Genomic DNA, 25,662 nt, shown 5'->3' with positions numbered 1-25,662 from the left:
TTTATGTTATTACTTATTATTTTTTATCGTCATCTTTAACTTCAGTAAAGTCTGCATCTACTACATCATCTTCAGGATTTGTGTTTTGAGCACCTTCTGCACCTTGTTGTGCAGCCATCTCTTCATATAATTTCATAGATAATGCCTGAACGATTTCATTTAAACTATCTTTTTTCGCTTTAATATCTTCAATATCATTGCCTTCTAAAGCTTTTTTAAGTTCTTCTTTCGCAGCTTCTGCTTTTTCAACTTCGGCAGCGTCCACTTTACCTTCTAAATCTTTAATCGCTTTATCAGTAGCAAATACTAATTGATCAGCTTCATTACGTAAATCTACTGCTTCACGACGTTTTTTATCCGCTTCAGCGTTTGCTTCTGCATCTTTAACCATGCGATCGATTTCTTCGTCACTTAATGAAGATGAAGACTGAATAGTAATTTTTTGTTCTTTTTGAGTACCTAAATCTTTCGCTGTAACGTTAACGATACCATTTTTATCGATATCGAATGTTACTTCGATTTGAGGCATACCGCGTGGTGCTGGTGGAATATCAGTTAACTGGAAGCGACCTAATGTTTTGTTATCTGCTGCCATTTGACGCTCACCTTGTAATACGTGAATATCAACTGCAGGCTGGTTATCTGCTGCTGTAGAGAATACTTGTGATTTAGATGTCGGTATTGTTGTGTTACGTTCAATTAATACCGTAGAAACGCCACCCATTGTTTCAATACCTAGAGATAATGGTGTTACGTCTAATAATACAATGTCCTGAACATCTCCAGTTAGTACACCACCTTGAATTGCAGCGCCCATCGCTACTACTTCATCAGGGTTAACACCTTTATTTGGTTCTTTGCCTAATTCTTTTTTAATTGCTTCTTGTACTGCTGGGATACGTGTAGATCCACCAACTAATAATACTTCGTCGATATCTGAACTTGATAATCCAGCGTCTTTCATTGCTTGACGAGTTGGACCCATTGTACGTTCAACTAACTCACGAGATAAGTCTTCAAATTTCGCACGTGATAAAGTAACTTCTAAGTGTAATGGTCCAGCTTCTCCAGCTGAGATGAACGGTAATGAGATTTGAGTTGAAGATACACCTGATAAATCTTTCTTCGCTTTTTCAGCAGCATCTTTCAAACGTTGCATAGCCATTTTATCATTTGATAAATCTAATCCATTTTCTTTTTTGAATTCTGCAACTAAGAAGTCTATGATTACCTGGTCAAAGTCATCTCCACCTAAACGGTTATCACCAGCAGTAGATAACACTTCAAATACACCGTCTCCAAGTTCTAAGATAGATACGTCAAACGTACCGCCACCTAAGTCAAATACTAATACTTTTTGTTCTTTATCAGTTTTATCTAAACCGTATGCAAGTGCTGCAGCAGTAGGTTCGTTGATAATACGCTCAACTTCTAATCCAGCGATTTTACCAGCATCTTTTGTTGCCTGACGTTCTGCATCGTTGAAATAAGCTGGAACAGTAATAACCGCTTTAGATACTTTTTCACCTAAATAGCTTTCTGCAGTCGCTTTTAAATTTTGTAAGATCATTGCTGAAATTTCTTGTGGTGAATATTGTTTGCCATCAATATTTTCTTTATAGTCTGTACCCATATGACGTTTGATTGAGATGATTGTGTTTGGGTTAGTGATTGCTTGACGTTTTGCAACTTCCCCAACTTGTGTTTCACCATTTTTAAATGCTACTACAGATGGTGTAGTACGGTTACCTTCAGGGTTAGCGATAACTTTAGGTTCGCCACCTTCTAATACAGATACACATGAATTTGTTGTTCCTAAGTCAATACCAATTACTTTACTCATTATATAATTCCTCCATTATTTTAAAAATTAATTTTGAAAATTGTTTATTAAATGATTATTTAATAAACAATTACTCGTTTACTTTAACCATCGAAGGTCGTAAAACACGTTCTTTCAATTTATAACCTTTTTGAAGCTCATCTAAAACAATGCCTGATGCTTTATCTTGATCCCGCTCCTGCATTACAGCTTGATGTAAATTCGGATCAAATGGCTTGTCAAGTGCTTCAATCACTTCAAGGCCATTATCTTTCAATGAACTCAGCAGACTTTCATAAACCATCTCTACACCTTTATGTAAAGATTTAAATTCTTCACTTTCACCTTTTTGTGCAAGTGCGCGTTCAATATTATCAATTGCTGGTAAAATGTCACGCAGTACACTTTGCGCACGATACGTTCTTTCTGTATCTAATTCTGCACGTGTACGTTTTTTATAGTTTTCAAATTCAGCATAAAGACGTAAATATTTCTCTTCAGCTGCTTCTAATAATTGTTTTGTTTCAGTGACTTCATCAGTTGTTTCTTCTTCAGAAGCTTCAACAGGTGCTTCTGGTGCAACTTTTTCTGTCATATCCTGTTCAACTGTTTCATTCGACTCATCTGTTTGATCAGTTTTTTCATATACTTGTTCTTCATGTTTTTCAGACAAGATATTTACCTCCTTATAACAAGTGATTAATACTTGCTAATTTATTAAAGACTTTTCGGTAACTCATTTGTGTCGGTCCAATGACCGCAATCTTACCATTCATATTATGAAGATGAATCGGTGAAGTTACAATTGAGATGCCTTCTAAGTTTTTATCAATTTCCTGACCTAAAGTTACCTGAATATGATCAGAATCAACCTGACTTAATATACCCGGTAAGTCATCAGAATCAATCAATTTTAAAGTTTCTTTTACAGCATTTAAATTATCTGAATCTATAATTTCATATAAATACTCTCTACCTTCAAAATAAATAGTATGTGACGTAGTATGAGCCTTCTTAACGATTTCAGACTTTAAATGTGAGAGTGGTAACTGTTTAAAACCTTGATGATTTACATCTAAATGAATATTACCTTCAATAATTGCAAGTAAATTCTGATTTAGATAATTGTTCATGCGCTCAATCTCTTGTCTAGTTAAACGTACTTGCCATGAAATTTGTTGATGTTCAACATTACCATTTTCATAGACAATAATTAATACCAAATTTGTCGGTGTTAAATACGTCAAATGAATTTGTGAAATTGATCGTTTATCGATTTCAGTTGTCGTTGCAATTGATAGATATTGAGTATCCATCGCTATATCCTTAGCGAGCATTCTAAAATCGACAAAGTTTGTCTGATCAATAAAAAAATTCTCTTCATAAGGAAATTCATTTTGCAACGCTTCAACATAAAATTTGTATCCTGCTTCTGAAGGGATTCTACCACTAGAAGAATGCATTTTTTCAATTAAACCATGGTCTTCTAGTCGCTTCATCTCAGCTCTAATTGTTGCAGGACTAACATTTAAATTATGTTGCTCAATCAGTTTCTTTGAACCGATAGGTGATCCACTATCAACAAAATCCTCAACAATTACGTTTAATAAATGTAATTGTCTATCTGTTAGCATATTTCACCTCGTTAGCACTCTATCACTTCGAGTGCTAATTACAATTTATCAAATTGGTCAAAGTATGTCAACATATAACACCTAAAAAATTATTAATGAAAAAAAGTTCTTAAAAACCGTGATTTTACACAGTTAATAAGAACTTTTCAAAGACATCGTTACCACGCATCCTGCCTTCATCAGTAAGTTTTACATTATTATTTTCTATCATGATTTGACCTTCTTTTAGCAAACTTTGAACAACAGTGCCAAATACATCATTAAAACTTCTAGCATATCTTTTCTCGAAATCATCGATGTTGATTCCTTTATTTAATCTCAATCCTAAGAACATAAATTCTTCCATAGAAGCTTCAATGTTTACAGGAATAACCTCTTTAACAGCACTTCCATCTTTCATCGCCTTAATATAATGTGGTACAGGTATAACGTTATAGTAACGGTTCCCGTCAATGTATCCATGACTGCCAGCTCCTGCTCCATAATACTCTTTATTTTCCCAGTAGACTTTGTTGTGCAATGATTCAAAGTCTCCTTTAGTATAATTCGAAATTTCATATTGATGAAAACCTTGTTCTGCTAAGAATTTCATTGTATATTCATACATATCCTGTGCGAGTATCTCATCGGGCATTTGCAGCATACCTTTTTTATAAAGGTTATAAAATTGAGTTTTGGGTTCTAATATGAGCGAATAACTCGAAATATGATTAATATTAAGTTGCACAGCTTGTTCTAAATCGTACTGACATTCTTCAAGTGTCTGAGTCGGTAAGTGATACATTAGATCGATACTTACTGATTCAATACCTAAACGGTTCGCATCATCTACGGCACGTTTTATATCACTTTCAACATGTGTTCTGCCAAGTGATTTCAACAAACGATTATTAAACGTTTGTACGCCTAACGATAATCGATTAACTCCGTATCGTTTCATGATAGCAATTTTATCGGTTGTTAATTCATCCGGATTCGCTTCTACAGTAAACTCACTAATTATGTTGAATCTTTCTGTAATAAATTTAAGCAATCTTTCTAATTGTATGCTAGATAATGCAGTCGGCGTCCCACCTCCGATAAAGACAGTATAAATTTCCTTCTCACTAATCATTCCAAGCTCTTTAATAAGTGCATCTATATATGCATCGACAGGTTGGTTCTTTATTAAAAATTTATTAAAATCGCAATATGTACAGATACGATTGCAAAATGGAATATGAATATATAAACTTCTCATGCCAGCACCTCCAAAATTAAAACACGATTGCTCTTTGAAAGAAACAATCGTGTTTTTTTACTATTCTTCGTCCATTTTTAACACAGCCAGGAATGCATCTTGTGGAATTTCCACAGAACCAACTGCCTTCATCTTTGCTTTACCAGCTTTTTGTTTCTCTAAAAGTTTACGTTTACGTGAGATATCCCCACCGTAACATTTTGCTAGTACGTTTTTACCAATTGATTTAATATTAGTACGGGCAACGATTTTTTGTCCGATTGCGGCTTGAACTGGTACTTCGAATTGTTGACGCGGAATAAGGGTTTTTAGTTTCTCTACGATTACTTTACCACGTTCGTAGGCAAAGTCTCTATGCACAATGAAACTTAAAGCATCGACACTTTCACCATTGAGTAAGATATCCATCTTCACTAGGCGACTTTCCTGATAGCCAATTAACTCATAATCAAAAGAGGCATAACCTTTTGTATTTGATTTTAATTGATCGAAAAAATCGAATACGACTTCTGATAATGGAATTTCATAGATAATATTTACACGAATATCGTCCATATAGTCCATCGTCTGGAAATTACCGCGTTTTCTTTGGCATAATTCCATCACAGAACCGACGTAATCGTTCGGCACCATAATACTCGCTTTTACGTATGGTTCATAAATTTTATCAATCTTTTGTGGATCTGGCATTTTTGATGGGTTATCAACAATTACTTCACTCTTATCTGTCATCTCACATTTATAAATTACAGACGGTGCAGTTGCAATTAACTCGATACCGAATTCACGTTCAATACGTTCCTGAATAATTTCCATATGCAATAATCCTAAGAAACCGACACGAAAACCAAATCCTAAAGCTTGAGAAGTTTCAGCTTCAAATTCTAAAGAAGCATCATTTAATTGAAGTTTCTCTAAAGCTTCTCTTAAATCATTGTATCGTCCAGTATCAATTGGATAGATACCACAGAACACCATTGGATTCATCTTTTTATAACCCTGTAATGGTTCTGCTGCTGGATTATCAGCTAATGTAATTGTATCCCCGACACTTGAATCTGCAACATTCTTAATTGAAGCCGTAATATAACCTACATCACCCACAGTTAATTCAGAAACAGGCAATTGTTTCGGTGTATTGATTCCAACTTCTACCACATCAAATGTTTTACCAGTAGACATCATTTTAATTTTATCGCCAGCTTTAACAGTCCCATCAATAATACGAATTGATGAGATAACACCACGATAGGCATCAAAAGCACTATCAAAGATTAAAGCTTTTAATGGTGCTTCAGGATCACCCATAGGTGCCGGAACTTTCTCAACGATTTGTTCTAAGATTTCTTCTATACCGATATTTGCCTTAGCTGAAGCAAGTACCGCTTCGCTTGCATCTAAACCAATCACATCTTCAATTTCCTGACGCACGCGTTCAGGTTCAGCAGCAGGTAAATCAATTTTATTAATAACAGGTAATAATTCTAAATCATTATCTAAAGCTAAATAAACGTTCGCTAATGTCTGTGCTTCGATACCTTGGGCTGCATCAACTACCAATATAGCTCCTTCACATGCCGCTAAACTTCGTGATACTTCATAGGTGAAATCGACGTGTCCTGGTGTATCTATTAAATGGAAAATATATGTCTCTCCATCTTTTGCTGTATAATTTAATTGTACTGCGTTCAGTTTAATTGTTATCCCGCGTTCACGCTCTAAATCCATAGAATCCAGCAATTGAGATTTCATCTCTCGTGAAGCAACAGATTTTGTATTTTCTAAAATTCTATCTGCTAAGGTCGATTTACCATGATCGATATGCGCAATAATAGAGAAGTTTCTTATTTTTTCCTGACGGCTTAAACGCTGTTCATTATTCATCTTTTTTGCCCAACTTTCTTAAATTGTACGTATATTTGATTATAACAACTCTTATACAGTTGTTCAATGAGTTTTAAAAATATAGATTGCATATACTGTCTGAATTTGATAAAATATTTCTTGTTGCAATCAAAATATCCATTTTAAGTGCAAGACATTTCTAGGAGGTGACATTATGCCAAACATTAAATCTGCAATCAAACGTGTTACAACTAACAATAAAGCACAACAAGCAAACATTTCTCAAAAGAATGATATGCGTTCTGCTGTGAAAAATGCAAAAGCGGCAATTGAAAACAACGCTGACAATAAATCAGAATTAGTACAAGTAGCTGTTAAAAAGATTGATAAAGCTGCGAAAAGCAACTTAATCCACGCTAACAAAGCTGACCGTTTAAAATCACAAGTTATGCGTAACAAATAATACTAATAAATAAAGCGACCTGAGGGTCGCTTTTTTATATTTTTAAAATAAACAATTCTAAAATTAGCACTTTATCTAGATAACTAGATTTTAAAGCATAGTCTGTATCACCGCATTCTTTTATGATATTTAATAGTTGTTTTAAATCCGTTGTCCTTACTTTACGTAATGCTAGTTTCACTCGATATGGATGAACTTTTACTTGTTTTGCAATCTGTGCTTCACTAAATCCTTTTTGTGATAATATCTTCACCTGATAGAACAATCGATACTGACTACTTATCAGAGCCAGGAGTTTAATCGGTTCTTCTTTCATATTAATCAAATCTTTCAATAAATGAACCGCTCTTTTCTTATCACCTTTAGCGATATAATCAGTGAGTAAAAAGACATTTTGCTCTAGACTTCTGCTTACTACTTCAGTAACATCTTTCTTCGTAATGACTGGATTATCTCCAATAAATAATACTAATTTGTCCATCTCTTTTACAACGTTACTGTAATTAATTCCCGTTAGATGTATCATCTCTTCTAATGCATCCGCTTTAATATCTTTAAACTGTTCATTGAAACGCTTTTTAATAAGCTGTTTCATTCCATTTTCATCTAGCGGTTCAATTTTCTCAATTGTATGCAATTTCTTGATACGTTTAACGATCTTCTTTCGCTCATCTAACTTATCCTGTAGCACTTTAAAAATGACAATATTTGGCCCCTCATATTTTTCGAGAAAATCCACAACTTTATCTAAATTAATTTCATGAGCAATTTTTAATTTTTCACCTGTAAAAATAAAACTATTGTTGATCACGATCACTTTCTGATCACTTAAAAATGGTAAGGTCATCGCATCTTCTGCAATCACTTCAAATGGAGTTTCCTGCAAATCATATCGGCTAAAGTTAAAGTCGTCTAGTTCCGCGATATATTGATGGATAATTTTATCCACTTTTTCTTCTACTAAAGGTTTTGTACTACCATAAACTAAATAAATGTGACTCAATATGAGCACTCCCAACGTAAAAATCTTAATTTCATTATAGCTTTTTTCTGTTCATTATCATATACTTAAATAGATAGAAAAGTAGGGGGTTTATGACATGAATCATTTCGAAAAAAATACACAATCAAAAAACAATGACGTTCAAGACTCAGGCTATGCATTTTTAATTGGCTTTGGCGGATTCGCAACAATTTATATTATTGCTCAAATTTTCGACTTAGTAGCGAAATAATTTTTAAAGCGGTGGCATCACCGCTTTTTTTATTTATCATTAAACAATGATTCGTACTGCGTCTGAACAGTTCCTCTATCTAAATCAAAAGATATTCTTCCATCTTTCTGTGTATTAAAAATTTTGATATCGTTATTGATTAAAGCAGTTACAGTTTCAGTATGAGGATGTTTAAATCGATTATGCCGTCCTGCAGAAAAAATTGCAATTTTAGGGTGTCGCCTAATTAAAGTTTCACTTGTGCTCGTTCTGCTTCCGTGATGACCAATTTTCACAATATCTATAGCATCATCGATCTGACTTAAGATTTCATCTTCATAGTCTTTACTTAAATCACCTAAAAATAATATATTTCTACCGGGTTTATCGTGTTTTAAAAACACAACGATACTATCATCATTCTCTTCTCCAGTTTGCCCTGCAGTTAAAAATCTTAAAGATACATTCTTGTTATTATTTTCATTTTGACGCACGAACTGAATATGCGCTTCATGTAAATAATTATTCACATCAATCAATGCTATACCCTTTAATTGTGCTAAACGAATCATCTTCTTATACTTTTCACTGCCATGTGCTTTAGGGTTTAAAATAATGCGCTCAATCATCCCTGCCATTATTAAATTTTCAGATTCTCCAAAATGATCAGCATCAGGATGCGTCAAAATAAGCGCGTCAATTTTAGAAATACCTCTATATTTTAAAAAGGGGAGCGTAACCTTATCACTTATACTTTGTGCATTGCTGCGTCTTTCCCAAGGTTTGCTAAAATCCAGCTTTCCTCCTGTATCAATCATTATCGTCTTTCTACCTAGCTCCAGTAGGATTGCATCACCTTGCCCAACGTCCAAAAAGTGAACGTAATTATTATTTTCTTTAATATTTTTATTGGTAAATATTAATAAAAATAGCAACAATGCTATGCTTATACCTTTATAACTTTTTAATTTGCTAAATAGTAACGATAAAGCAATAAACATCAATACATAAATGAATATATGCTGTTGTTCTAATATAATTTCGACTCTAGAAAACTGCTTAAAAAATTTTGTTAACAAGTCATTCAATATAAAAGAATCATCTACCAATTGATATAACCAATTAACTTGGAAGTTTAACATAAATAATAACAGGATTAGCGTACAAATCGGAAAGACAATAAAAGTAAATAGTGGTATGAAAAAAATATTTGTCAACATACCAATTAAATAGTTGTTATTAAAATGATAGAAAAGAATTGGAATTGTTGCTAATTGTGAGATAAAGTTACTGAGGAAAAATTGAAAAAGTTTTGATTTTTCATTATATAACGGTAAGATAAACAAGAAACTAAAACATATAACATATGATAGTTGAAATCCAATATCATAAACTGTAAAAGGATCATATATTAAATTTAGTATAAATGTGAGCGATAAAAGGTCTGTGAGCTGCGTCCTTCGACCTGGATTAAATAAGATAAGCATTATAAAAATCGTTGATCTCCACACAGACGGTTGGCTACCTGTAAAAATCATATACATAGGTAACAACATTAGCAAAATCATTTTACACAATATTAATGGAACACTTAATCTCCGTAAAACAAAATATAACTGTACTGATATAAGTGCAACGTGACTTCCACTGATGGCATAAAGATGATAAATACCTAGTGTTTTAAGTACAGTCATCTCATCTTTATTTAAGTACGATGTATCACCTAACGTTAAAGCGATTAAATAACCCTTATGCACTATATTTGATTGATACATTGCTAAAGCAATATCTTTTCTATATTTCTGAATACGTTCAATGATATTTAAATCTTGATAAGAACAATTTTTCCAGTCAATGTTTGTTAGCTTTAAACTACCTTTTTTATGTGAATAATAGAGATAGGCATCGTAATGGAAACCCGTAAAATTTGTATTTGGTAGAATGTGCTGAAGACTCATTTGAGCTGAACAATTTAGAAATGTTAATTGCATTATTTGTAATCGTTCTTTTTCAATTTCATTCTTTATCTTGTAGAAAAATTGATATTCTTCTTGTTGTACTGTTAATGACCCCATCAGTAAATTGCCATCAATTTTTAAATCATCTGAAAATCTGAACTTACCTGTTGTAATGACTTTCGGCTCAAATTCAAATGACAGTTTTTCACGTTTAAAATCATACATATTATAAAAATAAAACGCAATTAAAAATGCAGCCAAAAAAATTAATAACCATTTTTGTAGCTGCTTTTGAAACATGATAATACAGGAAATTATTATTAAAAAGCATGTAATAACGATAGAATAAGATGAAAGTATTCCTGCTAATACAAGTAATACAACAACTACTCCCAAGACTACCTCCTATCTTTACATTTGTTCAAAATAGCCTGCTACATGTATAGGATTGAATTCAATCTTTTCAGTATCTATATTAGCCTTTTTTAACAGCTCAATTGCATAAGAATGATTCTTATAATCATTTGCATAATATATTTTCTTTATACCTGCCTGAATAATTGATTTCGTGCAATGCATACATGGGAAGTGTGTCACATAAATATCAGCACCTTCAGTTGAGACACCCATTTTTGAACATTGTAATAACGCATTCATTTCAGCATGAATTGTACGAATACAATGACCATTCTCTATGTAACATCCTTCATCGATACAATGTACTTCCCCCGATACAGAACCATTATATCCTCCTGCAATTACTCGATTATCTTTTACGATTGTTGCCCCAACCCTTAAACGTGTACACGTTGAGCGTAATGCTAATAATTGTGATTGTGCCATAAAATATTCTTTCCATTGAATTCTTTCCATAACATCACCTATGTCTTTTTGAACTCATTGTAATATTTATTCATATTTTATTCAAGGTGAACTAAATTTGTACAGACATTTAAATAGATATATAATCCTTTAAATTTTCAAACGTTTTATCCCCTATTCCTTTTATCTCTTTAATTTCTTCGATTGATTTAAAGCTACCATTTGTTTCGCGATACTGAATAATTTCCTGAGCTTTTTTCGGCCCTATTCCAGGAATTTCTTCTAAAGCGCTTTGTTCAGATGTGTTTATATTAATTACTTTTTTATCATTTTGCGCATTACTATTATGTGTTCCTGCTTGTTGATACATCGAAAATTTATCCTGCTTCACTTCACCTTTAAATGGTATATAGACTACCATTGCATCCTTAATAGGTGCAGCTAGATTTACTGCATCAAGGTCAGCGTTTTTATGGGGGATTGCCAGGTTGACAATATCATTGACCACTTGATTTGATTTTGCAGGATATACACCGCTGAATTTCACAGCACCTTTAATATCTACTTTTACTTCCGTAATAACTTGCTGCTTATCATTCGTCAATTTAGATTGCTGGTCTACAGGTATTAAAGATGCTTTTGTTTCTTTAACATCCATTTGTGCAAAATGACTTAACGAAGTCTTATCACGCACTTTCTTTGATTGGTCATTATTTTGAAAGATGACTACGACACTAAGCATAATAATAATTCCTATAAATAGACTGGACATCTTATTTTTGTCTATCCATGTTCTTATCATTTCTAAATACATAAAAAAACACCTCCACATTATTATCTGTAGAAGTGCTTAAAAATATTTTATTTGTCACAAATTAAATATTATTTTATCTTTTCTTTCTTCTTTACAACAAAAAATACACGATCAAAATATGCTTCGTCATTTGTATCCACAACAAAATCAGGATCAAAATCTGCAAATATAGTGATAATCTCAAAACCAATCTGTCCTAACATCACTTTATATTCATCAATTTCATATGTTTTCTGATAATGCTGTTCATCAAAACGATGATAAATATCTTTCTCATTATCTTTGATAAAGAATATCAAATCATGATAAACAGAAAACGGTACTTCACCTTGAACAGCATGCCAAATATATAACATCCCTTCAAGTTCGTCACTATATGTCTGGTTATCAAAATAGGCTTCAAATTTAGCTGTGCTATGTACATCAAAAATAAAGATACCATCTTCCTCCAGATGTTCAAAAACACGTTGAAACGTTTCCTGTATATCTTCTGGTTCAGCTAAATAATTTAAACTGTCACATAGACAAGTAATTAATTGAAATTTTTGATTGAGTTCTAGCTTTGTCATATCTTGAGCAATTAAGGTCACATCACTTCGTTTTGAGGCCGCAATTGCTAACATCTCTTCACTTAGATCGACACCTGTCACTTTAATAGTGGGTGGCATTAAATCAATTAAAGCACCCGTGCCTGTTGCTAAATCTAACACATTATCTTTCAAATATGGTCGTATCACTTCAAGCCATCTATCATATGGCTGATCATACATAAACTGATCATAGATTGATGCAAACTGACCGTAAGACATTAAACTTGCTCCGGCATATACTCGATAATTTCCTGATCACGATATAACTTCTCTAAGTTATAATAGTCACGTTCTTCGTGATGAAATACATGCACTACAACATCCCCTAGATCAACTAAAATCCAACGTGCTTCATTAAAACCTTCAAGTCGATTGACTTCGATACCATGTTTTTGGGCTTCATCTTTTACTTCACGTGCAATTGCCTGTACCTGACGGTCACTATTCCCTTCACAAATTACGAAATAGTCCGTAATACCTGTAACATTCGCTACATTAATTCCAATAATATCTTCTGCTCTTTTGTTATCGCATGCGTTAAACGCAAGTTCCAATAATGCTTCTTTTTCCATTCAATCATTCCTTTTCTTTTACTTCTGTAAATTATAATAATTTAAACATTCTATCGTTTTAGGATATATCGGTTTATCATTTTCAATCAAATATAATGCTGTACGTTTAGATATTTCATAAATTGCTTTATCTAAATTCTTTTCTTCAAAAACAATGTTACGAATATCTTCCACATCAGGTTGAGTACGTCCAGGTTCAATATAATCACTAATAAAGATAATTTTTTCGTTTAAACCCATTCCGGCGCGTCCTGTAGTATGATAATAAATCGCGTTATATATCTCTAAATCTATCTCATGCTTATCCATCATGTATGCAGCAGCTACCGGACCATGTAAAATTTCTGAGTTATATGACAATAGATCATTATCGAGATTATATTTCGTTACTGCCTGGTATAACTTACTCAATTCATCGTATTTAGCATAATCATGCAAAATACCGGCCATTTCAACAGTATCCTGATCACCATTGAAAATCTCAGCCATTTTTAATGCTGTTTCTGCAACGCGAATTGAGTGCTCATATCTTTTCTTAGGTAGTTTCTCTTCAACAAGTTTTCTAGCTTTCTTCTGTTTCATATAGATGTTCCTTTCTAATCAATCGCTCAATCGTATCTATTACAAAACATCTTATTGTCTTGTTTTGTGCCATTCGATTACGAATCATTGTAGAACTGATATCCATTCTAGGTATAATAAAAGCTTGAAATGGTTCAGGCAAGTCTTGTGTATCAACATCTCGGTTAACCACTATAAACCGAACCATTTCTTTTAATTTTTCCATTTCATACCATTGTGCTATAGAAATATACTGATCAGTACCGATTATTATCGATATGTCTGCACCTGGATATTTATCCTGCAAATATCGCATTGTGTCATACGTATAGCTTTTACCTTCCCGATGCATCTCTACAGTATCAATTTCTCCAAAACCTAAGTAATCAATAGCTAGTTTCAGCATCGAAATACGGGCATTATTAGTTGTATGTGCACCACTTTTCTTTAAAGGGCTATGTCCTGTAGGTATGAATAAGAAAATATCTGGCTGCTCCTGATGAAACACTTCATTTGCCACAGTTAAATGTCCGATGTGAATCGGATCAAATGAACCCCCATAGACAATTATTTTCATCGTGGTAATTCAATCTTCTTATTATTTACTGATGGTTTATATAAAATAATTGTTGACCCAATAACCTGTACAAGTTCACCATATACACGTCGAGCAATTGTTTCAGCAAGTTCTTGTTTGTCATCATCATTATTTTGCAGTACACTTACTTTAATTAGCTCTCTTTTTTCAAGCACATCATTTAGCTGTTCAATTAAATTATCACTGATGCCACCTTTTCCAATTTGAAAGATGGGATCAAGATGGTGTGCTTCTGCTCGTAAAAATCTTTTTTGTTTTCCTGTTAACATTTATTTCTTCCTTTCAAGGTTGTTTGCACTGCTTCGCTCATTGCGTGTGAAGCAGCTTTTAGTCCCGTCCATAACTCAAAGCTTTTAGCCCCTTGCATCACAAACATACCTAATCCATTTATTATTTTTAAATCTTGTAATGCTGCTTCTTTTAAAAATGCTGTTTTTTCCGGTGTATAAATAATATCACTCACTACACACGATTGTTTTAATTCCTGGCATCGAATCAACGGCACCTCATCAAATCCGGTCATTCCTACAGGTGTAGTATTGATGACTAAATCATAAATTGATAAGTCATTAAGTGCGTTATACGTCATACCGTTAACTTTGAACGGCCACGATTCAATACGCTTTAACGTACGGTTAGCAACCGTAACCTGATGATTTTGCATCATCGTATAACTAATTGCCCGACTTGCTCCGCCGGCACCTAAAATTAATATATTCATATTATCTTTTAGAACATGATCTATGCTTGATAAATACCCTATTCCATCCGTATTATATCCTATCCATTTCCCATCCTTAATGTGCACAGTGTTTACTGCACCAATCATTTGTGCAGCATCATCTATGACATCACAATATGCCATAATATCAACTTTAAACGGAATTGTAACATTAAAGCCGTCTAAATGCTTTTGCGCGATAATATCTTTAACATGATGAAAATGTTTCGGATCAATATCTAAAGCACTGTATTCATCATTTCTTCCTAAAGCTTTAAAATTTGCATGATGCATAACTGGAGATAACGAATGACGAATGGGATGGCCAATGACTGCAAAATTCATTTCGCCACCTACTTTATAGAATACTTGGTCTTAAATATACATCGACTTGTTTCGGTGCATATACATCTATAACTGCACCTTTTTCTACAGTTATAAACCCTAGACCAGAAATAATAATATCTTGTTTATCTTCTTTAATCGATAGTGTAGTTCTTTTGACATTATCAAAATCAAACTCTTTTGTTCCTGGAGGCGATAGCAACTCCCCTATTTGGCGGTGCCATAGCGATTCAGCATTCTCCTGCTTCGTTCGATGTATATTAAGCATATTCGAAACAAAACAGTTTAAGCTTCGACGACCACCTGTTAAGTAATCAACGCGAACAAGTCCACCTAAAAATAATGTTTGACCTTCGTTCAACTGAAAGTTACGTGGTTTAATTTCATCCTTCGGCATTATGACTTTTAACTCTTTATCACTTACATAATGTGTCATTTGATGTGCCTGGATAATACCAGGTGTATCATACATAAATGATTGTTCATCTAAAGGAATATCAATTAAATCTAACGTTGTACCTGGAAAATGAGAGGTCGTAATGACATTCTTTTCACCGACGCTTGTTTCAATTAACTTATTGATTAAAGTTGATTTACCGACATTTGTCGTCCCAACCACATAAACATCTTTTCCCGCACGGTGTGTTTCAATTGATTCCAATAATTCATCGATACCATGATTCTTTTGTGCAGATATGAGCACTACATCCTCAGCTTTCATACCTAAGTCTTTCGCCTGTTTTTCTATCCATAATTTTACACGACGTTTATTAATTAATTTCGGTAATAAGTCCATTTTATTCGCCGCAATTATGACCTTTTTATTTCCAACGATTCGCTTTAAACCATTGATCCATGACCCCTGAAAATCAAATACATCGATTACATTAACGATAATACCATCTTTATCACTTAAGGCATTTAGCATGGTTAAGAAATCATCACTTGTTAAATGCACATCCTGTATCTCATTATAGTGTTTTAATCTAAAGCAACGTTTACAAATGACATCCTCTTTGTTCAAACTTGAATTTGGAACGTAGCCTGGCTTTGATTGGTCTGTTGACTGCAAGATTGCACCACAACCAATACATTTCATTTCATTACTCAAATAATGTTCCTCCTGAAAATATTTATCAATATATCTATTTTAGCACATTACGTCTACTAAGTATTGTAAGACAAAATAAAAGGGTTGTGCGAGTAAGCACGACCCAGATTAAGCGGGTGATCGGAATCGAACCGACAACATCAGCTTGGAAGGCTGAGGTTTTACCACTAAACTACACCCGCATATATTAAATTCGTATAAATATAATAACGAATATTATCATTTTTGTAAAGAATAAATAAACTTATGCGTTGATTTTAGTATATTTAATACAAATTAAGAGTTCAGGAAATCCCCGAACTCAAAATGACTACTTATTCAGATCAACGATAACGCCTTCTCCACCAATCGTAATCGGTTGCTTACCGTCCCATTTATCAATCATTTGTTTACGAATGATTTTATCTGTCAAAGATTTTTCTAATATAGCATTGGCTTTAGCCTGACCTTCTGCCTCAATTTGTTTTTTCTTAGCATTTTGCTCAGCAATTGCTCTATCTGTCTTTGCTCTTTCTAATTCCTGATTCGCTTTTACACGTTCGTCAATTGCAGCTTGTGTTGCTTTATCAGCTTTTGGGCTGGAAATCGCAATGTCTTCAACAATAAATCCTTGATCTGTTAAGTTTTGCTGTAACTGTTCTAACGTATTTTTCTTAATTTCTCCTGTTTTTACACCGAACGTCTCAATGACTGAGAATTTAGCAACTGATTGGCGTAAACCATCTAATACACGCGTTCGCAGGAACCCATTTTCAAGTCCTGTAATATCAGCGTTACCAAATTTATTAAAGATCTTCACAACTTTTGTAGGATCCACATGATAGTTAACACTAATATCCATATTTAAATTTTTACCGTCACTAGTGGCTACATTTAAATCTGTGTATTCTTTCGTCTGCGTACGAATTGGGTAATGTACAGCTTTGTCTAACGGAAATATAAAGTGCCAGCCCGCAGGTTTAGTCTCTTCTTTAACACCGCTGACTGAATAGATAACCGCTTGGTATCCTTGAGGTACTTTTTCTATTGACATAAATGCTAACATAATGCCTAATAATAACAATATCCCGAGAATAGTCGTCATAAATAACGACTTTCTATTGATTGGTTTTCTGTTATTAGGTCTAATTGTCTTTACTGATTCTGTCGATGAGTTCATTAACTTCTTCCAGCTCCTTTTCTAAATGCTTTATTTCTGCTATGTCACCAATCATACCAGTCTTTGCAAATATTTCACTTTCAAGCATTTTCTTTTTACTTTTTAATGCAGCCTGATTCAATTCATATTTGCGTAAATTTTCGATATTTTGTTGTTCAATCTGTTCTTTTGCTTCTCTATGGCTAAAATAATCATAAAGACGACTTAACACAAAATAAAGAACTATCAGCACGATTACTAAAATAAATAACCATATAAGAAATAGTTTCAAATAAATCCCCCTCTATATAAAGAAGTGTTACATCTATTTTACCATTATATGTTGTTTAAAAATAATAAATTGATATTTTTAAGGTAAATTTAAGGTTATCAAAGAAAAAAGAGACAATCGGTTTGTCTCTGCTAGTATATATAGATTTTTAGTTCTCCCAGTTAATTAAACCTTTTTTCTTAAAATATGCTAAAAACTTGCGTTCAATCATTCTGTTGACACGTGTTTTCCATTCATCATTAGATTTCACTGGAACCACCATAATTGAATAAAATCCATTAGAATTAGCCGCAAGTACATCCGTCATCATCTGATCACCGATAACTACAGTTTCTTCAGGTTGTACTCCCATTGCGACACAGGCTTTCTTAAACGCTTGTCCCATAGGCTTGCGTGCGTTAAAAATATAATCTACTTCTAATGGTGTAGCAAATGTTGCCACGCGTGCCTGATTATTATTTGAAACAATTGTAACTTTAATGTTGTGTTCACGCATACTATTAAACCAGTCAATCACTTCAGGTGTTGCCAATGTAACATCCCAGCCAACAAGTGTATTATCCAGATCAGTAATAATCGCTTTTACACCACGTCCTGATAATTCTTCTGGTGTGATTTCAAATATTGACTTTGCATATTTACTTGGTAATAAATATTTTTGAAATAATCCCATAAGTCACCTCTAAATTTTTTATTGCTTTGTTATACCCTGGTATACAATCAATAACCCCAATCCAATAAGGATTGGGGTACAATGCATTATTCGATTTCTTGATTTGGAGCGTAATCTACTTCAGTACCTGTGTAAATTAAAAATCCGATAATTGCAGTTGCAATTACTGATAATGCCATAATAAATAACATAACGTGCGCCTCCTATCCCCTTAAGCTGGTAATGTCTCTATTAATGATTTTACAATTTTAGAACTTGATACGCAAGCCACTTTTAAGAACTCTTCAAAACTCATCTCTGCCTCACCATTTGCAAGGTCAGAAATGGCACGTGTAATAATAAACGGAACCTCAAATTGATGACATGTTTGTGCCACTGCAGCTGCTTCCATCTCAACTGCAAGGCTGTCATTAAAGTTTGTTAGGATTGCTTTCTTTTGTTCTGATGATCCAATGAAACTATCACCTGAAACGATGAGTCCAATATGTGCTTTAAGATTATTTTTATCAATTGCTTGTTGTGTATATTCAATTAATTTTTCATCAGCTAGATATCGTGCAGGCATACCTGGTACTTGTCCTAACTCATAGCCAAAAGCAGTCGCAACAACATCATGATGAAGTACGCTTTGACTAATAACAATATCACCAACAGCTAAAGAAGCACCTAAGCCTCCTGCACTACCTGTATTAATAATCATCTCCGGTTGATAATTCTGGATAAGCAGTGTTGCACAGATTGCAGCATTAACTTTACCGATACCACTTTGCATTAATACAACATCTTTACCATATAAATGCCCTTTATAGATTTCAACGTGGGCAATTTTTTCAGTTTGCAGTTCCTGCATATTACCCTTTAAAATTTCAATTTCTTCCTGCATTGCTCCGATAATTCCAATCACACGAATTCCTCCTAAATAAAAAGTAGATCATAAGATCTACTTTAATGTATATATAATATATTAGCTGATTTCAACGATTTTAACACGCATTTCATTGCCGTTTGGTAATGGAACGTTTACTTCATCGCCAACTTTTTTACCAAGTAATGCTTTAGCAATTGGAGATTCATTTGAAATTTTACCTTCAAAAGGATCAGCTTCAGCAGAACCTACAATTTTATATGATTCTTCTTCATTACCAGGCACTTCAGTAAATGTTACTGTTCTTCCTAATTGAACTTCTGATTTTGAACCATCATCTTCAATAATAACTGCATGACGTAACATCATTTCAATTTTAGTAATTTCCTGTTCAACAAAGCCTTGCTCATCTTTAGCTGCATCGTATTCTGAGTTCTCAGAAAGGTCACCAAAACTACGAGCAACTTTAATTTTTTCAACGACTTCAGGTCGTCTTACTGTTTTTAAATGTTCTAATTCAACTTCTAACTTTTCAAATCCTTCTTTCGTCATTGGGTATTCTTTTTGCATTTCCATGGATAAATCCTTCTTTCTACTAATTCACTCGAATTAATGATTGTATTTTTGTTGTCATAATATCGATAGCAACTGCATTACTGCCACCTTCAGGTATAATAATGTCAGCATATCGTTTCGTTGGTTCAATGAATTGATTATGCATCGGTCTAACAACAGTTAAATATTGATCAATAACTGATTCCATTGTTCGACCACGCTCTTCTATATCTCTCATCAGTCTTCTTAGAATACGAAGATCTGCATCCGTATCAACATAAATCTTAACATCCATTAAATCACGAAGTGTTTCATTTTCTAAAGCAAAAATGCCTTCTACAATAATAACATCTTTTGGCTCAAATGTAATCGTTTTCTTACTTCTTGTATGATTGGTGTAATCATATGTCGGAACTTTTACAGTCTCACCATTACGTAAATCAATTAAATTTTGAATAAGTAAATCATTATCAAATGCCAAAGGATGATCATAATTGGTCTTTAAACGTTCTTCAAAACTAAGATGATCCTGATTTTTATAATAATAATCCTGCTCGATTAAAGCTACACTATAGCCTTCTAAATTTTTAAGTATTTTAGAAGTTACTGATGTCTTACCTGAACCAGAACCTCCCGCAATACCGATGATTGTCGTATGCGCCATTAATTCAGTTCCTTCCTCATCATATTCATTGGATAGACTGGATGTTTTACTTTAATTTGTACAATTTGAAGAGGATGACGTGCTGCATCTAATTCTGTTCCCTCTTCATCATATATAACATCGATTACTTGTTTAAAGTTTTCTATTTCAGGACCAAAGAATTCAATTTCCTGTCCTGGTTTGAAGTTGTTACGTTGCTGAATTGTAGCAATTTGTGTTTCTTCAGAATAGTCTAACACTAAACCACAGAAATCAAAAGGTGTTTTTTTTGACTGTTCATGACCAAACATTTGCTCTTCAAAACCAGGGACTCCTTCAAAGAATGCACTTGCTGTATCACGATTGGCACATTTATCTAATTCAATTAACCATTGCGGATCTATCTTGAAATTTTCAGGGTCTGCACAATACGCATCGATTACTTTGCGATAAACAGATACAACTGTAGCGATATAATGAATTGATTTCATACGACCTTCTATCTTCAATGAATCTACACCGATATCAATCATCTTCGGAATTGATTCAACAAGCTTTAAATCTTTTGGACTCATTGCAAAAGGTGTTGCCTCTCCATCATAAACAACATCAAGTTCATCATCATCTACTGTTAATAAATCATAATCCCAGCGACAACTTTGACAACATCCGCCACGATTTGAGTCACGTGCTGTCATATGGTTACTTAATGTACAACGTCCAGAATAAGCGATACACATTGCACCGTGAATGAACGCTTCAATCTCAATATCAATTTTTTCTTTCATTTCTTTAATTTCTTCAGCACTTGTTTCACGAGCAAGCACAACGCGTTCTAAACCTTCTGACTTCCAGTATTCAACAGCTTTCACGTTTGATAATGATTGTTGTGTAGAAAGATGAATTTCAAGTTTAGGCGCAACACGTTTACATGTTTCAATGATTAGCGGATCTGCTACGATAATCCCTGTCGCTCCAGTCCCTTCTAGGGCGATAAGATAATCTTCTAAACCATCCATATTTTCATCATGGGCGATAATATTGGTCGTAATATAAATTTTAGCACCATATTTATTCGCAAAATCTACGCCCTCTTTAATTTCTTCAATTGTGAAATTGTCAGCGTTTGAACGTAATCCATATTCTTGGCCACCAAGAAATACTGCATCTGCACCGTAATGTACGGCAATTTTCAATTTTTCAAGGTTACCTGCAGGCGCTAATAATTCTGGTTTCTTTATTATTTGTTTTGGTTTTTTAATTTCTAATTCCGTTTTCATCAAATCATTCCTTAATATACAGTTTGTTTAAATAAGAATCCTTGATCCAGTGGGCGATGTTCTGGTTGAATTTCTTCAATCATATCTACAAGATCAAATTTAGCATCTTCATATGCTTCTACATCTTCATTATAAAGGTCAAGCGCTTGTCGATATGCTTTTGTCACTGTCGTAATATATTCCTCTGAATGTAATACGCCATCTATTTTAAATGAATCAATACCTGCTTCAATTAATTCTTCTAATTCTTCGATAACGCAAATATCATTTGGACTCATAATATGTGTGCCATTACTATCTTCAAAAATTGGATATTTATTATTACGTTCTTCATCATAAAGTAACATTGCATCTTTAATTTCACGATTTTCAATTTTCATTACTTTATCCTGATACATAAAATAATTACCTAGCAAACTACGTTTCGATTGGAACATACATGTCATGCCATGGACTTGCACTTCAATAGCAACATCACTATGCGCTTTAATGTTCAATACTTCATCAAGAGATAACTCACGTGCAAGTACCGCTCGGTTTGCACCACGTTGTCCCCAGTAGTTCACCTGGAAATAATTCGTTACTAATGTTTCCTGATTCCATTGTAAAGGTATCGTATTGCCTAGTTCTCTTTCATACATTACAATTGCAGGATCTCCAAATAAAATTGCGTCTGGTTTTACAACATGTAAAAATTTCATATAATCTTCAACTGCATCTAAATGTTCATTGTGAAAAATACCGTTTACTGCAACATAAGCTTTCTTATTATGTTGATGAATTATATCTATTGCAGCTTTTAAATCTTCACGTTTAAATTCTCCCGCCAGACGTAATCCAAATTGTTCTTCTCCGATAACAAATGCATCTGCACCTGCTTCAATTAATTCACTTATGTGAGATAAAGATTTAGGTGTTACTAATAATTCTGTCATAATGTACTCCTTTATTTTTTCACTGAAATACTCATTCCATCTCCAATATCGATAAAATTCGTATCATACGCTGTATTTTCACTTAACCAAGTATTATATTTTTCGATTTTGCGCACCATCTGTTTTATATTTCTATTGCGCACAATTTCAATATTGCCTACAAAATCGTGGTATAAAATATTATCTGTAATAATTAAACCGCCTTTCTTAACAAGCGGACTGTATAACTCAAAAAATTTTAATGATTGCGCTTTTGCAGCATCGATAAATAATATATCATATTCTTTGTCGCTCACCTCATCAAATGCTTCAAGTGCATCTTTAAAAATCGGGCGAATTTGGTGAGCTTTTTTATATTGTTCAATATGCTTTAAAGCATATTGATACATTGTTGCATTGCGCTCAATCGTGGTGATATGAATATTCTCACTTACAGATGCAAAATGTAATGCACTATATCCGATTGCTGTGCCGATTTCTAACACTGACTTTGCATGATGTATACGAATCAACTGTTTGACGAATTCTACTGATATTTTGTCCATAATTGGCACATCATTTTCTTTTGCAACTTCAATTAAACCATCGATTGTACTGACTGGATTTAATTTACTGATATATGTCTCTTCTTTAATCAATTAAAACAATCCTTTAACGAAAAAATTACCAACCACATCGGCTGGTAGTAGTGTTTTATATTTTCATGATATTGTACCATAAAACAACCAAAATTGTAATAGTAAAATTACAACATAATAAAATTAAAAAAGAATAGGACAAATATCCTATTCTTATTGCTGACTATCAATATGTTTATCTTTAAGTTGTAAATGCTCTTCATATGTTTTAGAGAAATAGTTCTTACCGTCTTTTGCTGCTAAGAAGTATAAATAATCTGTCTTTGCAGGATTTAAGACACTCTCCATTGATTCTTTACCACTTGTTGCAATCGGTCCAGGTGGTAAACCTGTATTGATGTACGTGTTATATGGTGATTGAACTTTCAAATCTGCTTCATATGTAACAGCTTTATGACGACCTAGCGCATATAATACTGTAGGGTCTGTCTGCAGTGGCATCGCAGGGTTTGCTTTCATACGATTAATAAATACTGATGCAATTTTCGCTCGATCTGTTAGTCCTGTAGCTTCTCTTTCAACTAATGATGAGAATGTCAGGAATTCATGGAACGTTAAACGCTTTTCCGTACCAGCTTCTGTCAATAAAATGCCGCCATACTTATCCCATAACGGAAATGCATTTTCTTCAGTCGCTGTAAGCATCTTATCAACGATTTCTTCAGTCGTTGGATTCTTTTCTGTAAAATCGTACGTCGCAGGATATAAATACCCCTCTAAAGGTACTTTTATGTCTTTGTTAAATACCTCTTTTGTAATTAACTTCGGATGTTTCTTCTGCATCTTTTTAATGAAAGCAGGATTATTTACTTTTTTAACAAAATCCGCTTTATTAATTGAAGTTTTCTTTTCAACAATCTCAGCGATCTGATCGATTGTAATACCTTCAGGAATATTCATCTTAAAGACTATTGGAATGTAAACTTCACCTTTTTGAAGACTTTTCGAAATCTGCTTAAATGTCATAGAAGGCGATAATTCATAATTTCCTGCCTGGAAATTAGAAATATTATTAAACTTTAAATAATATTTAAACATCGTACTACTTTTAATAATCTTTTCTTTTTCTAATTTTTCTCCAATCATCGTTGCAGACTCACCAGGTAATATTTCTATCTTAGTAGTAGACTTATCATCTGGATTCAGTGGTTTTTGGCTAGAGCTAATATAAAAATAACTACCAACCGCTAAAATACACACGCCTATAATAATAATTCCGATAATGATAGAAGAAAGAAGTTTAGAGAAAGATTTTGAATCTCTAATTTCTTTGTTTCTATTCGACATAATCAAACTCCTTTAAGATTAAAGCTCTTCTTCTTCATCAAAGTTAGTGTTTACGAATTCTTCAATCATATCCCACTCTTCATCTGTTTCTATAGGAATTAATTTCCCACCTTCTCCTTCACTATCAGGTACATTGATCATTGGAATTAATTCGATTTCTTCCTCTTCATCTGAACCTTCTTCAGCTAAGATAACATATTCTTTCTCAAATCCTGGGTGGAAGAAACTAACAAGTTTACGGTATAAAACCTCGTTGCCTTCTTCATCAAATAAAGTTAATAACTCTTCTTCATTGTTGATATCTAATGTCGCTTCATTTAATTCCTGATTGTTCATTTCTTCTGTCATTTTAATCATCCTTTTTATTTTGAATTTAAATACCCTTGTAATATGAAAACTGCAGCCATCTTATCAATGACCTGCTTTCTTTTCTTGCGTGAAACATCCGCTTCTAACAGTGTTCTTTCAGCACCAACTGTCGATAAACGTTCGTCCCACATTACTATTTTAATGTCAGGACAAACTGCTTTCAACATTTCACTAAATCGAATTGATGCTTCTCCCCTTGGCCCTACTGAATTATTCATATTTTTAGGTAATCCAATAACGGCAGTATCAACATTATTTTCATCTATGATCTTTTTGAGTTCGGTTATCCCAAACTCTTCATTTGCTTCATCGATGCGGAGTGTAGTAAGACCTTGTGCAGTCCAACCCATGGCATCACTTAATGCAACACCAATCGTTTTAGAACCAACATCTAAACCAATAACTTTATTCATTACCTTTTTTCTCAGTTTGAATATAGTTTGATACAAGTTGTTCCATAATATCATCACGATCTAAACGTCGGATTTGATTTCTGGCGTCATTATGTCTTGGAATATAAGCTGGATCTCCAGATAATAGATAACCAACAATTTGATTGATCGGGCTATATCCTCTTTCTTCTAAAGTATTATAAACATTCAATAATACAGTTCTTACTTCTTCTTTCGGCAGTTCATCAATGTTGAACTTCATTGTTTTATCGAAATTTTCCACTG

At 33.4% G+C, this 25,662-nt stretch carries 31 protein-coding genes and 1 tRNA gene; 2 read left to right on the top strand and 30 right to left on the bottom strand.

Annotated elements, in window-relative coordinates; genetic code table 11:
- Nucleotides 1-16: 16 nt before the first annotated feature.
- The 5 genes from dnaK to lepA form a co-directional block, all read right to left on the bottom strand.
- The gene (gene dnaK, locus BHX94_RS02855) at nt 17-1,843 is read right to left on the bottom strand and encodes a molecular chaperone DnaK (RefSeq protein WP_111744832.1); all 1,827 of its coding nucleotides are present in this window, start codon (nt 1,841-1,843) and stop codon (nt 17-19) included.
- A 70-nt stretch (nt 1,844-1,913) separates the two neighbouring features.
- On the bottom strand, nt 1,914-2,495 hold the full coding sequence (grpE, locus tag BHX94_RS02850; RefSeq protein ID WP_111744831.1) for a nucleotide exchange factor GrpE: 582 nt from the start codon (nt 2,493-2,495) through the stop codon (nt 1,914-1,916).
- Nucleotides 2,496-2,508: 13 nt separating this feature from the next.
- Nucleotides 2,509-3,456 (bottom strand): heat-inducible transcriptional repressor HrcA, encoded by a 948-nt coding sequence (hrcA, locus tag BHX94_RS02845; protein WP_096076314.1) that lies wholly within the window; start codon nt 3,454-3,456, stop codon nt 2,509-2,511.
- 124 nt (nt 3,457-3,580) lie between these two features.
- Nucleotides 3,581-4,696, bottom strand: coding sequence for a radical SAM family heme chaperone HemW (gene hemW / locus BHX94_RS02840; RefSeq protein WP_111744830.1), 1,116 nt, complete (start codon nt 4,694-4,696; stop codon nt 3,581-3,583).
- 60 nt (nt 4,697-4,756) lie between these two features.
- Nucleotides 4,757-6,580 carry a translation elongation factor 4 gene (gene lepA, locus BHX94_RS02835; protein WP_096076312.1) on the bottom strand — a complete coding sequence of 608 codons (1,824 nt, stop codon included), beginning with the start codon at nt 6,578-6,580 and terminating at the stop codon, nt 4,757-4,759.
- Between the two features lie 175 nt (nt 6,581-6,755).
- Between lepA and rpsT the strand changes: the two genes are divergently transcribed.
- Nucleotides 6,756-7,004 (top strand): 30S ribosomal protein S20, encoded by a 249-nt coding sequence (rpsT, locus tag BHX94_RS02830; protein ID WP_096076311.1) that lies wholly within the window; start codon nt 6,756-6,758, stop codon nt 7,002-7,004.
- 34 nt (nt 7,005-7,038) lie between these two features.
- Here rpsT and holA read toward each other — a convergent pair whose 3' ends face one another.
- Nucleotides 7,039-8,010, bottom strand: coding sequence for a DNA polymerase III subunit delta (gene holA, locus BHX94_RS02825; RefSeq protein WP_111745083.1), 972 nt, complete (start codon nt 8,008-8,010; stop codon nt 7,039-7,041).
- 94 nt (nt 8,011-8,104) lie between these two features.
- On the opposite strand from holA, the gene BHX94_RS02820 reads away from it, so the two are divergent.
- Complete coding sequence (locus BHX94_RS02820; protein ID WP_096076310.1) at nt 8,105-8,239, top strand: YqzM family protein; 135 nt, start codon at nt 8,105-8,107, stop codon at nt 8,237-8,239.
- A gap of 29 nt (nt 8,240-8,268) precedes the next feature.
- Here the strand turns inward: BHX94_RS02820 and BHX94_RS02815 are convergent, their stop codons facing one another.
- The 24 genes from BHX94_RS02815 to BHX94_RS02700 all read right to left on the bottom strand — a co-directional run bounded on the left by BHX94_RS02815 (nt 8,269) and on the right by BHX94_RS02700 (nt 25,660).
- The gene (locus BHX94_RS02815) at nt 8,269-10,572 is read right to left on the bottom strand and encodes a DNA internalization-related competence protein ComEC/Rec2 (protein WP_111744829.1); all 2,304 of its coding nucleotides are present in this window, start codon (nt 10,570-10,572) and stop codon (nt 8,269-8,271) included.
- Between the two features lie 15 nt (nt 10,573-10,587).
- Complete coding sequence (locus BHX94_RS02810) at nt 10,588-11,049, bottom strand: ComE operon protein 2 (RefSeq protein ID WP_111744828.1); 462 nt, start codon at nt 11,047-11,049, stop codon at nt 10,588-10,590.
- A 79-nt stretch (nt 11,050-11,128) separates the two neighbouring features.
- A complete protein-coding gene (locus BHX94_RS02805) occupies nt 11,129-11,812 on the bottom strand; it encodes a helix-hairpin-helix domain-containing protein (RefSeq protein ID WP_170120740.1) in 684 nt (227 codons plus the stop codon).
- 68 nt (nt 11,813-11,880) lie between these two features.
- Nucleotides 11,881-12,621 (bottom strand): class I SAM-dependent DNA methyltransferase, encoded by a 741-nt coding sequence (locus BHX94_RS02800; protein ID WP_111744826.1) that lies wholly within the window; start codon nt 12,619-12,621, stop codon nt 11,881-11,883.
- Nucleotides 12,621-12,974: a ribosome silencing factor gene (gene rsfS / locus BHX94_RS02795; protein ID WP_096076305.1), complete on the bottom strand. Its 354-nt coding sequence runs from the start codon at nt 12,972-12,974 to the stop codon at nt 12,621-12,623. Before rsfS ends, BHX94_RS02800 begins: the two co-directional genes overlap by 1 nt.
- A gap of 18 nt (nt 12,975-12,992) precedes the next feature.
- Nucleotides 12,993-13,556, bottom strand: coding sequence for a bis(5'-nucleosyl)-tetraphosphatase (symmetrical) YqeK (yqeK, locus tag BHX94_RS02790; protein ID WP_111744825.1), 564 nt, complete (start codon nt 13,554-13,556; stop codon nt 12,993-12,995).
- On the bottom strand, nt 13,537-14,112 hold the full coding sequence (gene nadD / locus BHX94_RS02785; protein ID WP_111744824.1) for a nicotinate (nicotinamide) nucleotide adenylyltransferase: 576 nt from the start codon (nt 14,110-14,112) through the stop codon (nt 13,537-13,539). Before nadD ends, yqeK begins: the two co-directional genes overlap by 20 nt.
- Complete coding sequence (gene yhbY, locus BHX94_RS02780; RefSeq protein WP_096076302.1) at nt 14,109-14,402, bottom strand: ribosome assembly RNA-binding protein YhbY; 294 nt, start codon at nt 14,400-14,402, stop codon at nt 14,109-14,111. The genes nadD and yhbY overlap by 4 nt, the downstream gene beginning before the upstream one ends.
- Nucleotides 14,396-15,199, bottom strand: coding sequence for a shikimate dehydrogenase (gene aroE, locus BHX94_RS02775; protein WP_111744823.1), 804 nt, complete (start codon nt 15,197-15,199; stop codon nt 14,396-14,398). The genes yhbY and aroE overlap by 7 nt, the downstream gene beginning before the upstream one ends.
- Nucleotides 15,200-15,212: 13 nt before the next feature.
- Nucleotides 15,213-16,310 (bottom strand): ribosome biogenesis GTPase YqeH, encoded by a 1,098-nt coding sequence (gene yqeH / locus BHX94_RS02770; protein ID WP_111744822.1) that lies wholly within the window; start codon nt 16,308-16,310, stop codon nt 15,213-15,215.
- 111 nt (nt 16,311-16,421) lie between these two features.
- A tRNA-Gly gene (locus BHX94_RS02765) sits at nt 16,422-16,492 on the bottom strand.
- A 128-nt stretch (nt 16,493-16,620) separates the two neighbouring features.
- Nucleotides 16,621-17,469, bottom strand: a complete 849-nt coding sequence (locus BHX94_RS02760; protein WP_096076299.1) for a prohibitin family protein — start codon at nt 17,467-17,469, stop codon at nt 16,621-16,623.
- The gene (locus BHX94_RS02755; RefSeq protein WP_096076298.1) at nt 17,435-17,740 is read right to left on the bottom strand and encodes a hypothetical protein; all 306 of its coding nucleotides are present in this window, start codon (nt 17,738-17,740) and stop codon (nt 17,435-17,437) included. Before BHX94_RS02755 ends, BHX94_RS02760 begins: the two co-directional genes overlap by 35 nt.
- Nucleotides 17,741-17,888: 148 nt before the next feature.
- Nucleotides 17,889-18,413 (bottom strand): YqeG family HAD IIIA-type phosphatase, encoded by a 525-nt coding sequence (locus tag BHX94_RS02750; RefSeq protein WP_096076297.1) that lies wholly within the window; start codon nt 18,411-18,413, stop codon nt 17,889-17,891.
- A 211-nt stretch (nt 18,414-18,624) separates the two neighbouring features.
- The gene (gene mtnN, locus BHX94_RS02745; protein ID WP_111744821.1) at nt 18,625-19,317 is read right to left on the bottom strand and encodes a 5'-methylthioadenosine/S-adenosylhomocysteine nucleosidase; all 693 of its coding nucleotides are present in this window, start codon (nt 19,315-19,317) and stop codon (nt 18,625-18,627) included.
- 60 nt (nt 19,318-19,377) lie between these two features.
- Nucleotides 19,378-19,854 (bottom strand): transcription elongation factor GreA, encoded by a 477-nt coding sequence (gene greA, locus BHX94_RS02740; protein WP_099578553.1) that lies wholly within the window; start codon nt 19,852-19,854, stop codon nt 19,378-19,380.
- Between the two features lie 19 nt (nt 19,855-19,873).
- On the bottom strand, nt 19,874-20,497 hold the full coding sequence (gene udk / locus BHX94_RS02735; RefSeq protein WP_096076294.1) for a uridine kinase: 624 nt from the start codon (nt 20,495-20,497) through the stop codon (nt 19,874-19,876).
- Nucleotides 20,497-21,756 carry a peptidase U32 family protein gene (locus BHX94_RS02730; RefSeq protein ID WP_111744820.1) on the bottom strand — a complete coding sequence of 420 codons (1,260 nt, stop codon included), beginning with the start codon at nt 21,754-21,756 and terminating at the stop codon, nt 20,497-20,499. Before BHX94_RS02730 ends, udk begins: the two co-directional genes overlap by 1 nt.
- A gap of 11 nt (nt 21,757-21,767) precedes the next feature.
- Nucleotides 21,768-22,691, bottom strand: a complete 924-nt coding sequence (locus BHX94_RS02725; protein WP_111744819.1) for a peptidase U32 family protein — start codon at nt 22,689-22,691, stop codon at nt 21,768-21,770.
- An 11-nt stretch (nt 22,692-22,702) separates the two neighbouring features.
- A complete protein-coding gene (locus BHX94_RS02720) occupies nt 22,703-23,329 on the bottom strand; it encodes an O-methyltransferase (protein WP_111744818.1) in 627 nt (208 codons plus the stop codon).
- Nucleotides 23,330-23,482: 153 nt separating this feature from the next.
- A complete protein-coding gene (gene mltG / locus BHX94_RS02715) occupies nt 23,483-24,616 on the bottom strand; it encodes an endolytic transglycosylase MltG (protein WP_242446641.1) in 1,134 nt (377 codons plus the stop codon).
- A gap of 18 nt (nt 24,617-24,634) precedes the next feature.
- A complete protein-coding gene (locus BHX94_RS02710) occupies nt 24,635-24,964 on the bottom strand; it encodes a DUF1292 domain-containing protein (RefSeq protein ID WP_096076290.1) in 330 nt (109 codons plus the stop codon).
- 14 nt (nt 24,965-24,978) lie between these two features.
- A complete protein-coding gene (gene ruvX / locus BHX94_RS02705; RefSeq protein WP_111744817.1) occupies nt 24,979-25,398 on the bottom strand; it encodes a Holliday junction resolvase RuvX in 420 nt (139 codons plus the stop codon).
- A complete protein-coding gene (locus tag BHX94_RS02700; RefSeq protein ID WP_096076288.1) occupies nt 25,391-25,660 on the bottom strand; it encodes an IreB family regulatory phosphoprotein in 270 nt (89 codons plus the stop codon). The genes ruvX and BHX94_RS02700 overlap by 8 nt, the downstream gene beginning before the upstream one ends.
- Nucleotides 25,661-25,662 lie beyond the last annotated feature (2 nt).

It is taken from the genome of Macrococcoides bohemicum (genome assembly GCF_003259675.1).
In the GTDB taxonomy this organism is placed as follows: Bacteria; Bacillota; Bacilli; order Staphylococcales; family Staphylococcaceae; genus Macrococcoides; species Macrococcoides bohemicum.
This window is presented reverse-complemented; position numbering and strand designations above follow the sequence as displayed.

What these genes read in the sequence shown, in the direction of transcription:
- rpsT (WP_096076311.1), top strand. Translation starts at nt 6,756, where the DNA reads ATGCCAAACATTAAATCTGCAATCAAACGTGTTACAACTAACAATAAA.
- BHX94_RS02805 (WP_170120740.1), bottom strand. Translation starts at nt 11,812, where the DNA reads ATGTATTTAGAAATGATAAGAACATGGATAGACAAAAATAAGATGTCC.
- BHX94_RS02820 (WP_096076310.1), top strand. Translation starts at nt 8,105, where the DNA reads ATGAATCATTTCGAAAAAAATACACAATCAAAAAACAATGACGTTCAA.
- aroE (WP_111744823.1), bottom strand. Translation starts at nt 15,199, where the DNA reads ATGAATTTTGCAGTCATTGGCCATCCCATTCGTCATTCGTTATCTCCA.
- yhbY (WP_096076302.1), bottom strand. Translation starts at nt 14,402, where the DNA reads ATGTTAACAGGAAAACAAAAAAGATTTTTACGAGCAGAAGCACACCAT.
- BHX94_RS02730 (WP_111744820.1), bottom strand. Translation starts at nt 21,756, where the DNA reads ATGAAAACGGAATTAGAAATTAAAAAACCAAAACAAATAATAAAGAAA.
- dnaK (WP_111744832.1), bottom strand. Translation starts at nt 1,843, where the DNA reads ATGAGTAAAGTAATTGGTATTGACTTAGGAACAACAAATTCATGTGTA.
- BHX94_RS02760 (WP_096076299.1), bottom strand. Translation starts at nt 17,469, where the DNA reads ATGAACTCATCGACAGAATCAGTAAAGACAATTAGACCTAATAACAGA.
- BHX94_RS02725 (WP_111744819.1), bottom strand. Translation starts at nt 22,691, where the DNA reads ATGACAGAATTATTAGTAACACCTAAATCTTTATCTCACATAAGTGAA.
- hemW (WP_111744830.1), bottom strand. Translation starts at nt 4,696, where the DNA reads ATGAGAAGTTTATATATTCATATTCCATTTTGCAATCGTATCTGTACA.
- BHX94_RS02750 (WP_096076297.1), bottom strand. Translation starts at nt 18,413, where the DNA reads ATGGGATTATTTCAAAAATATTTATTACCAAGTAAATATGCAAAGTCA.
- yqeK (WP_111744825.1), bottom strand. Translation starts at nt 13,556, where the DNA reads ATGAAACAGAAGAAAGCTAGAAAACTTGTTGAAGAGAAACTACCTAAG.
- BHX94_RS02710 (WP_096076290.1), bottom strand. Translation starts at nt 24,964, where the DNA reads ATGACAGAAGAAATGAACAATCAGGAATTAAATGAAGCGACATTAGAT.
- mltG (WP_242446641.1), bottom strand. Translation starts at nt 24,616, where the DNA reads ATGTCGAATAGAAACAAAGAAATTAGAGATTCAAAATCTTTCTCTAAA.
- ruvX (WP_111744817.1), bottom strand. Translation starts at nt 25,398, where the DNA reads ATGAATAAAGTTATTGGTTTAGATGTTGGTTCTAAAACGATTGGTGTT.
- hrcA (WP_096076314.1), bottom strand. Translation starts at nt 3,456, where the DNA reads ATGCTAACAGATAGACAATTACATTTATTAAACGTAATTGTTGAGGAT.
- rsfS (WP_096076305.1), bottom strand. Translation starts at nt 12,974, where the DNA reads ATGGAAAAAGAAGCATTATTGGAACTTGCGTTTAACGCATGCGATAAC.
- greA (WP_099578553.1), bottom strand. Translation starts at nt 19,854, where the DNA reads ATGGAAATGCAAAAAGAATACCCAATGACGAAAGAAGGATTTGAAAAG.
- BHX94_RS02800 (WP_111744826.1), bottom strand. Translation starts at nt 12,621, where the DNA reads ATGTCTTACGGTCAGTTTGCATCAATCTATGATCAGTTTATGTATGAT.
- udk (WP_096076294.1), bottom strand. Translation starts at nt 20,497, where the DNA reads ATGGCGCATACGACAATCATCGGTATTGCGGGAGGTTCTGGTTCAGGT.
- BHX94_RS02810 (WP_111744828.1), bottom strand. Translation starts at nt 11,049, where the DNA reads ATGGAAAGAATTCAATGGAAAGAATATTTTATGGCACAATCACAATTA.
- nadD (WP_111744824.1), bottom strand. Translation starts at nt 14,112, where the DNA reads ATGAAAATAATTGTCTATGGGGGTTCATTTGATCCGATTCACATCGGA.
- lepA (WP_096076312.1), bottom strand. Translation starts at nt 6,580, where the DNA reads ATGAATAATGAACAGCGTTTAAGCCGTCAGGAAAAAATAAGAAACTTC.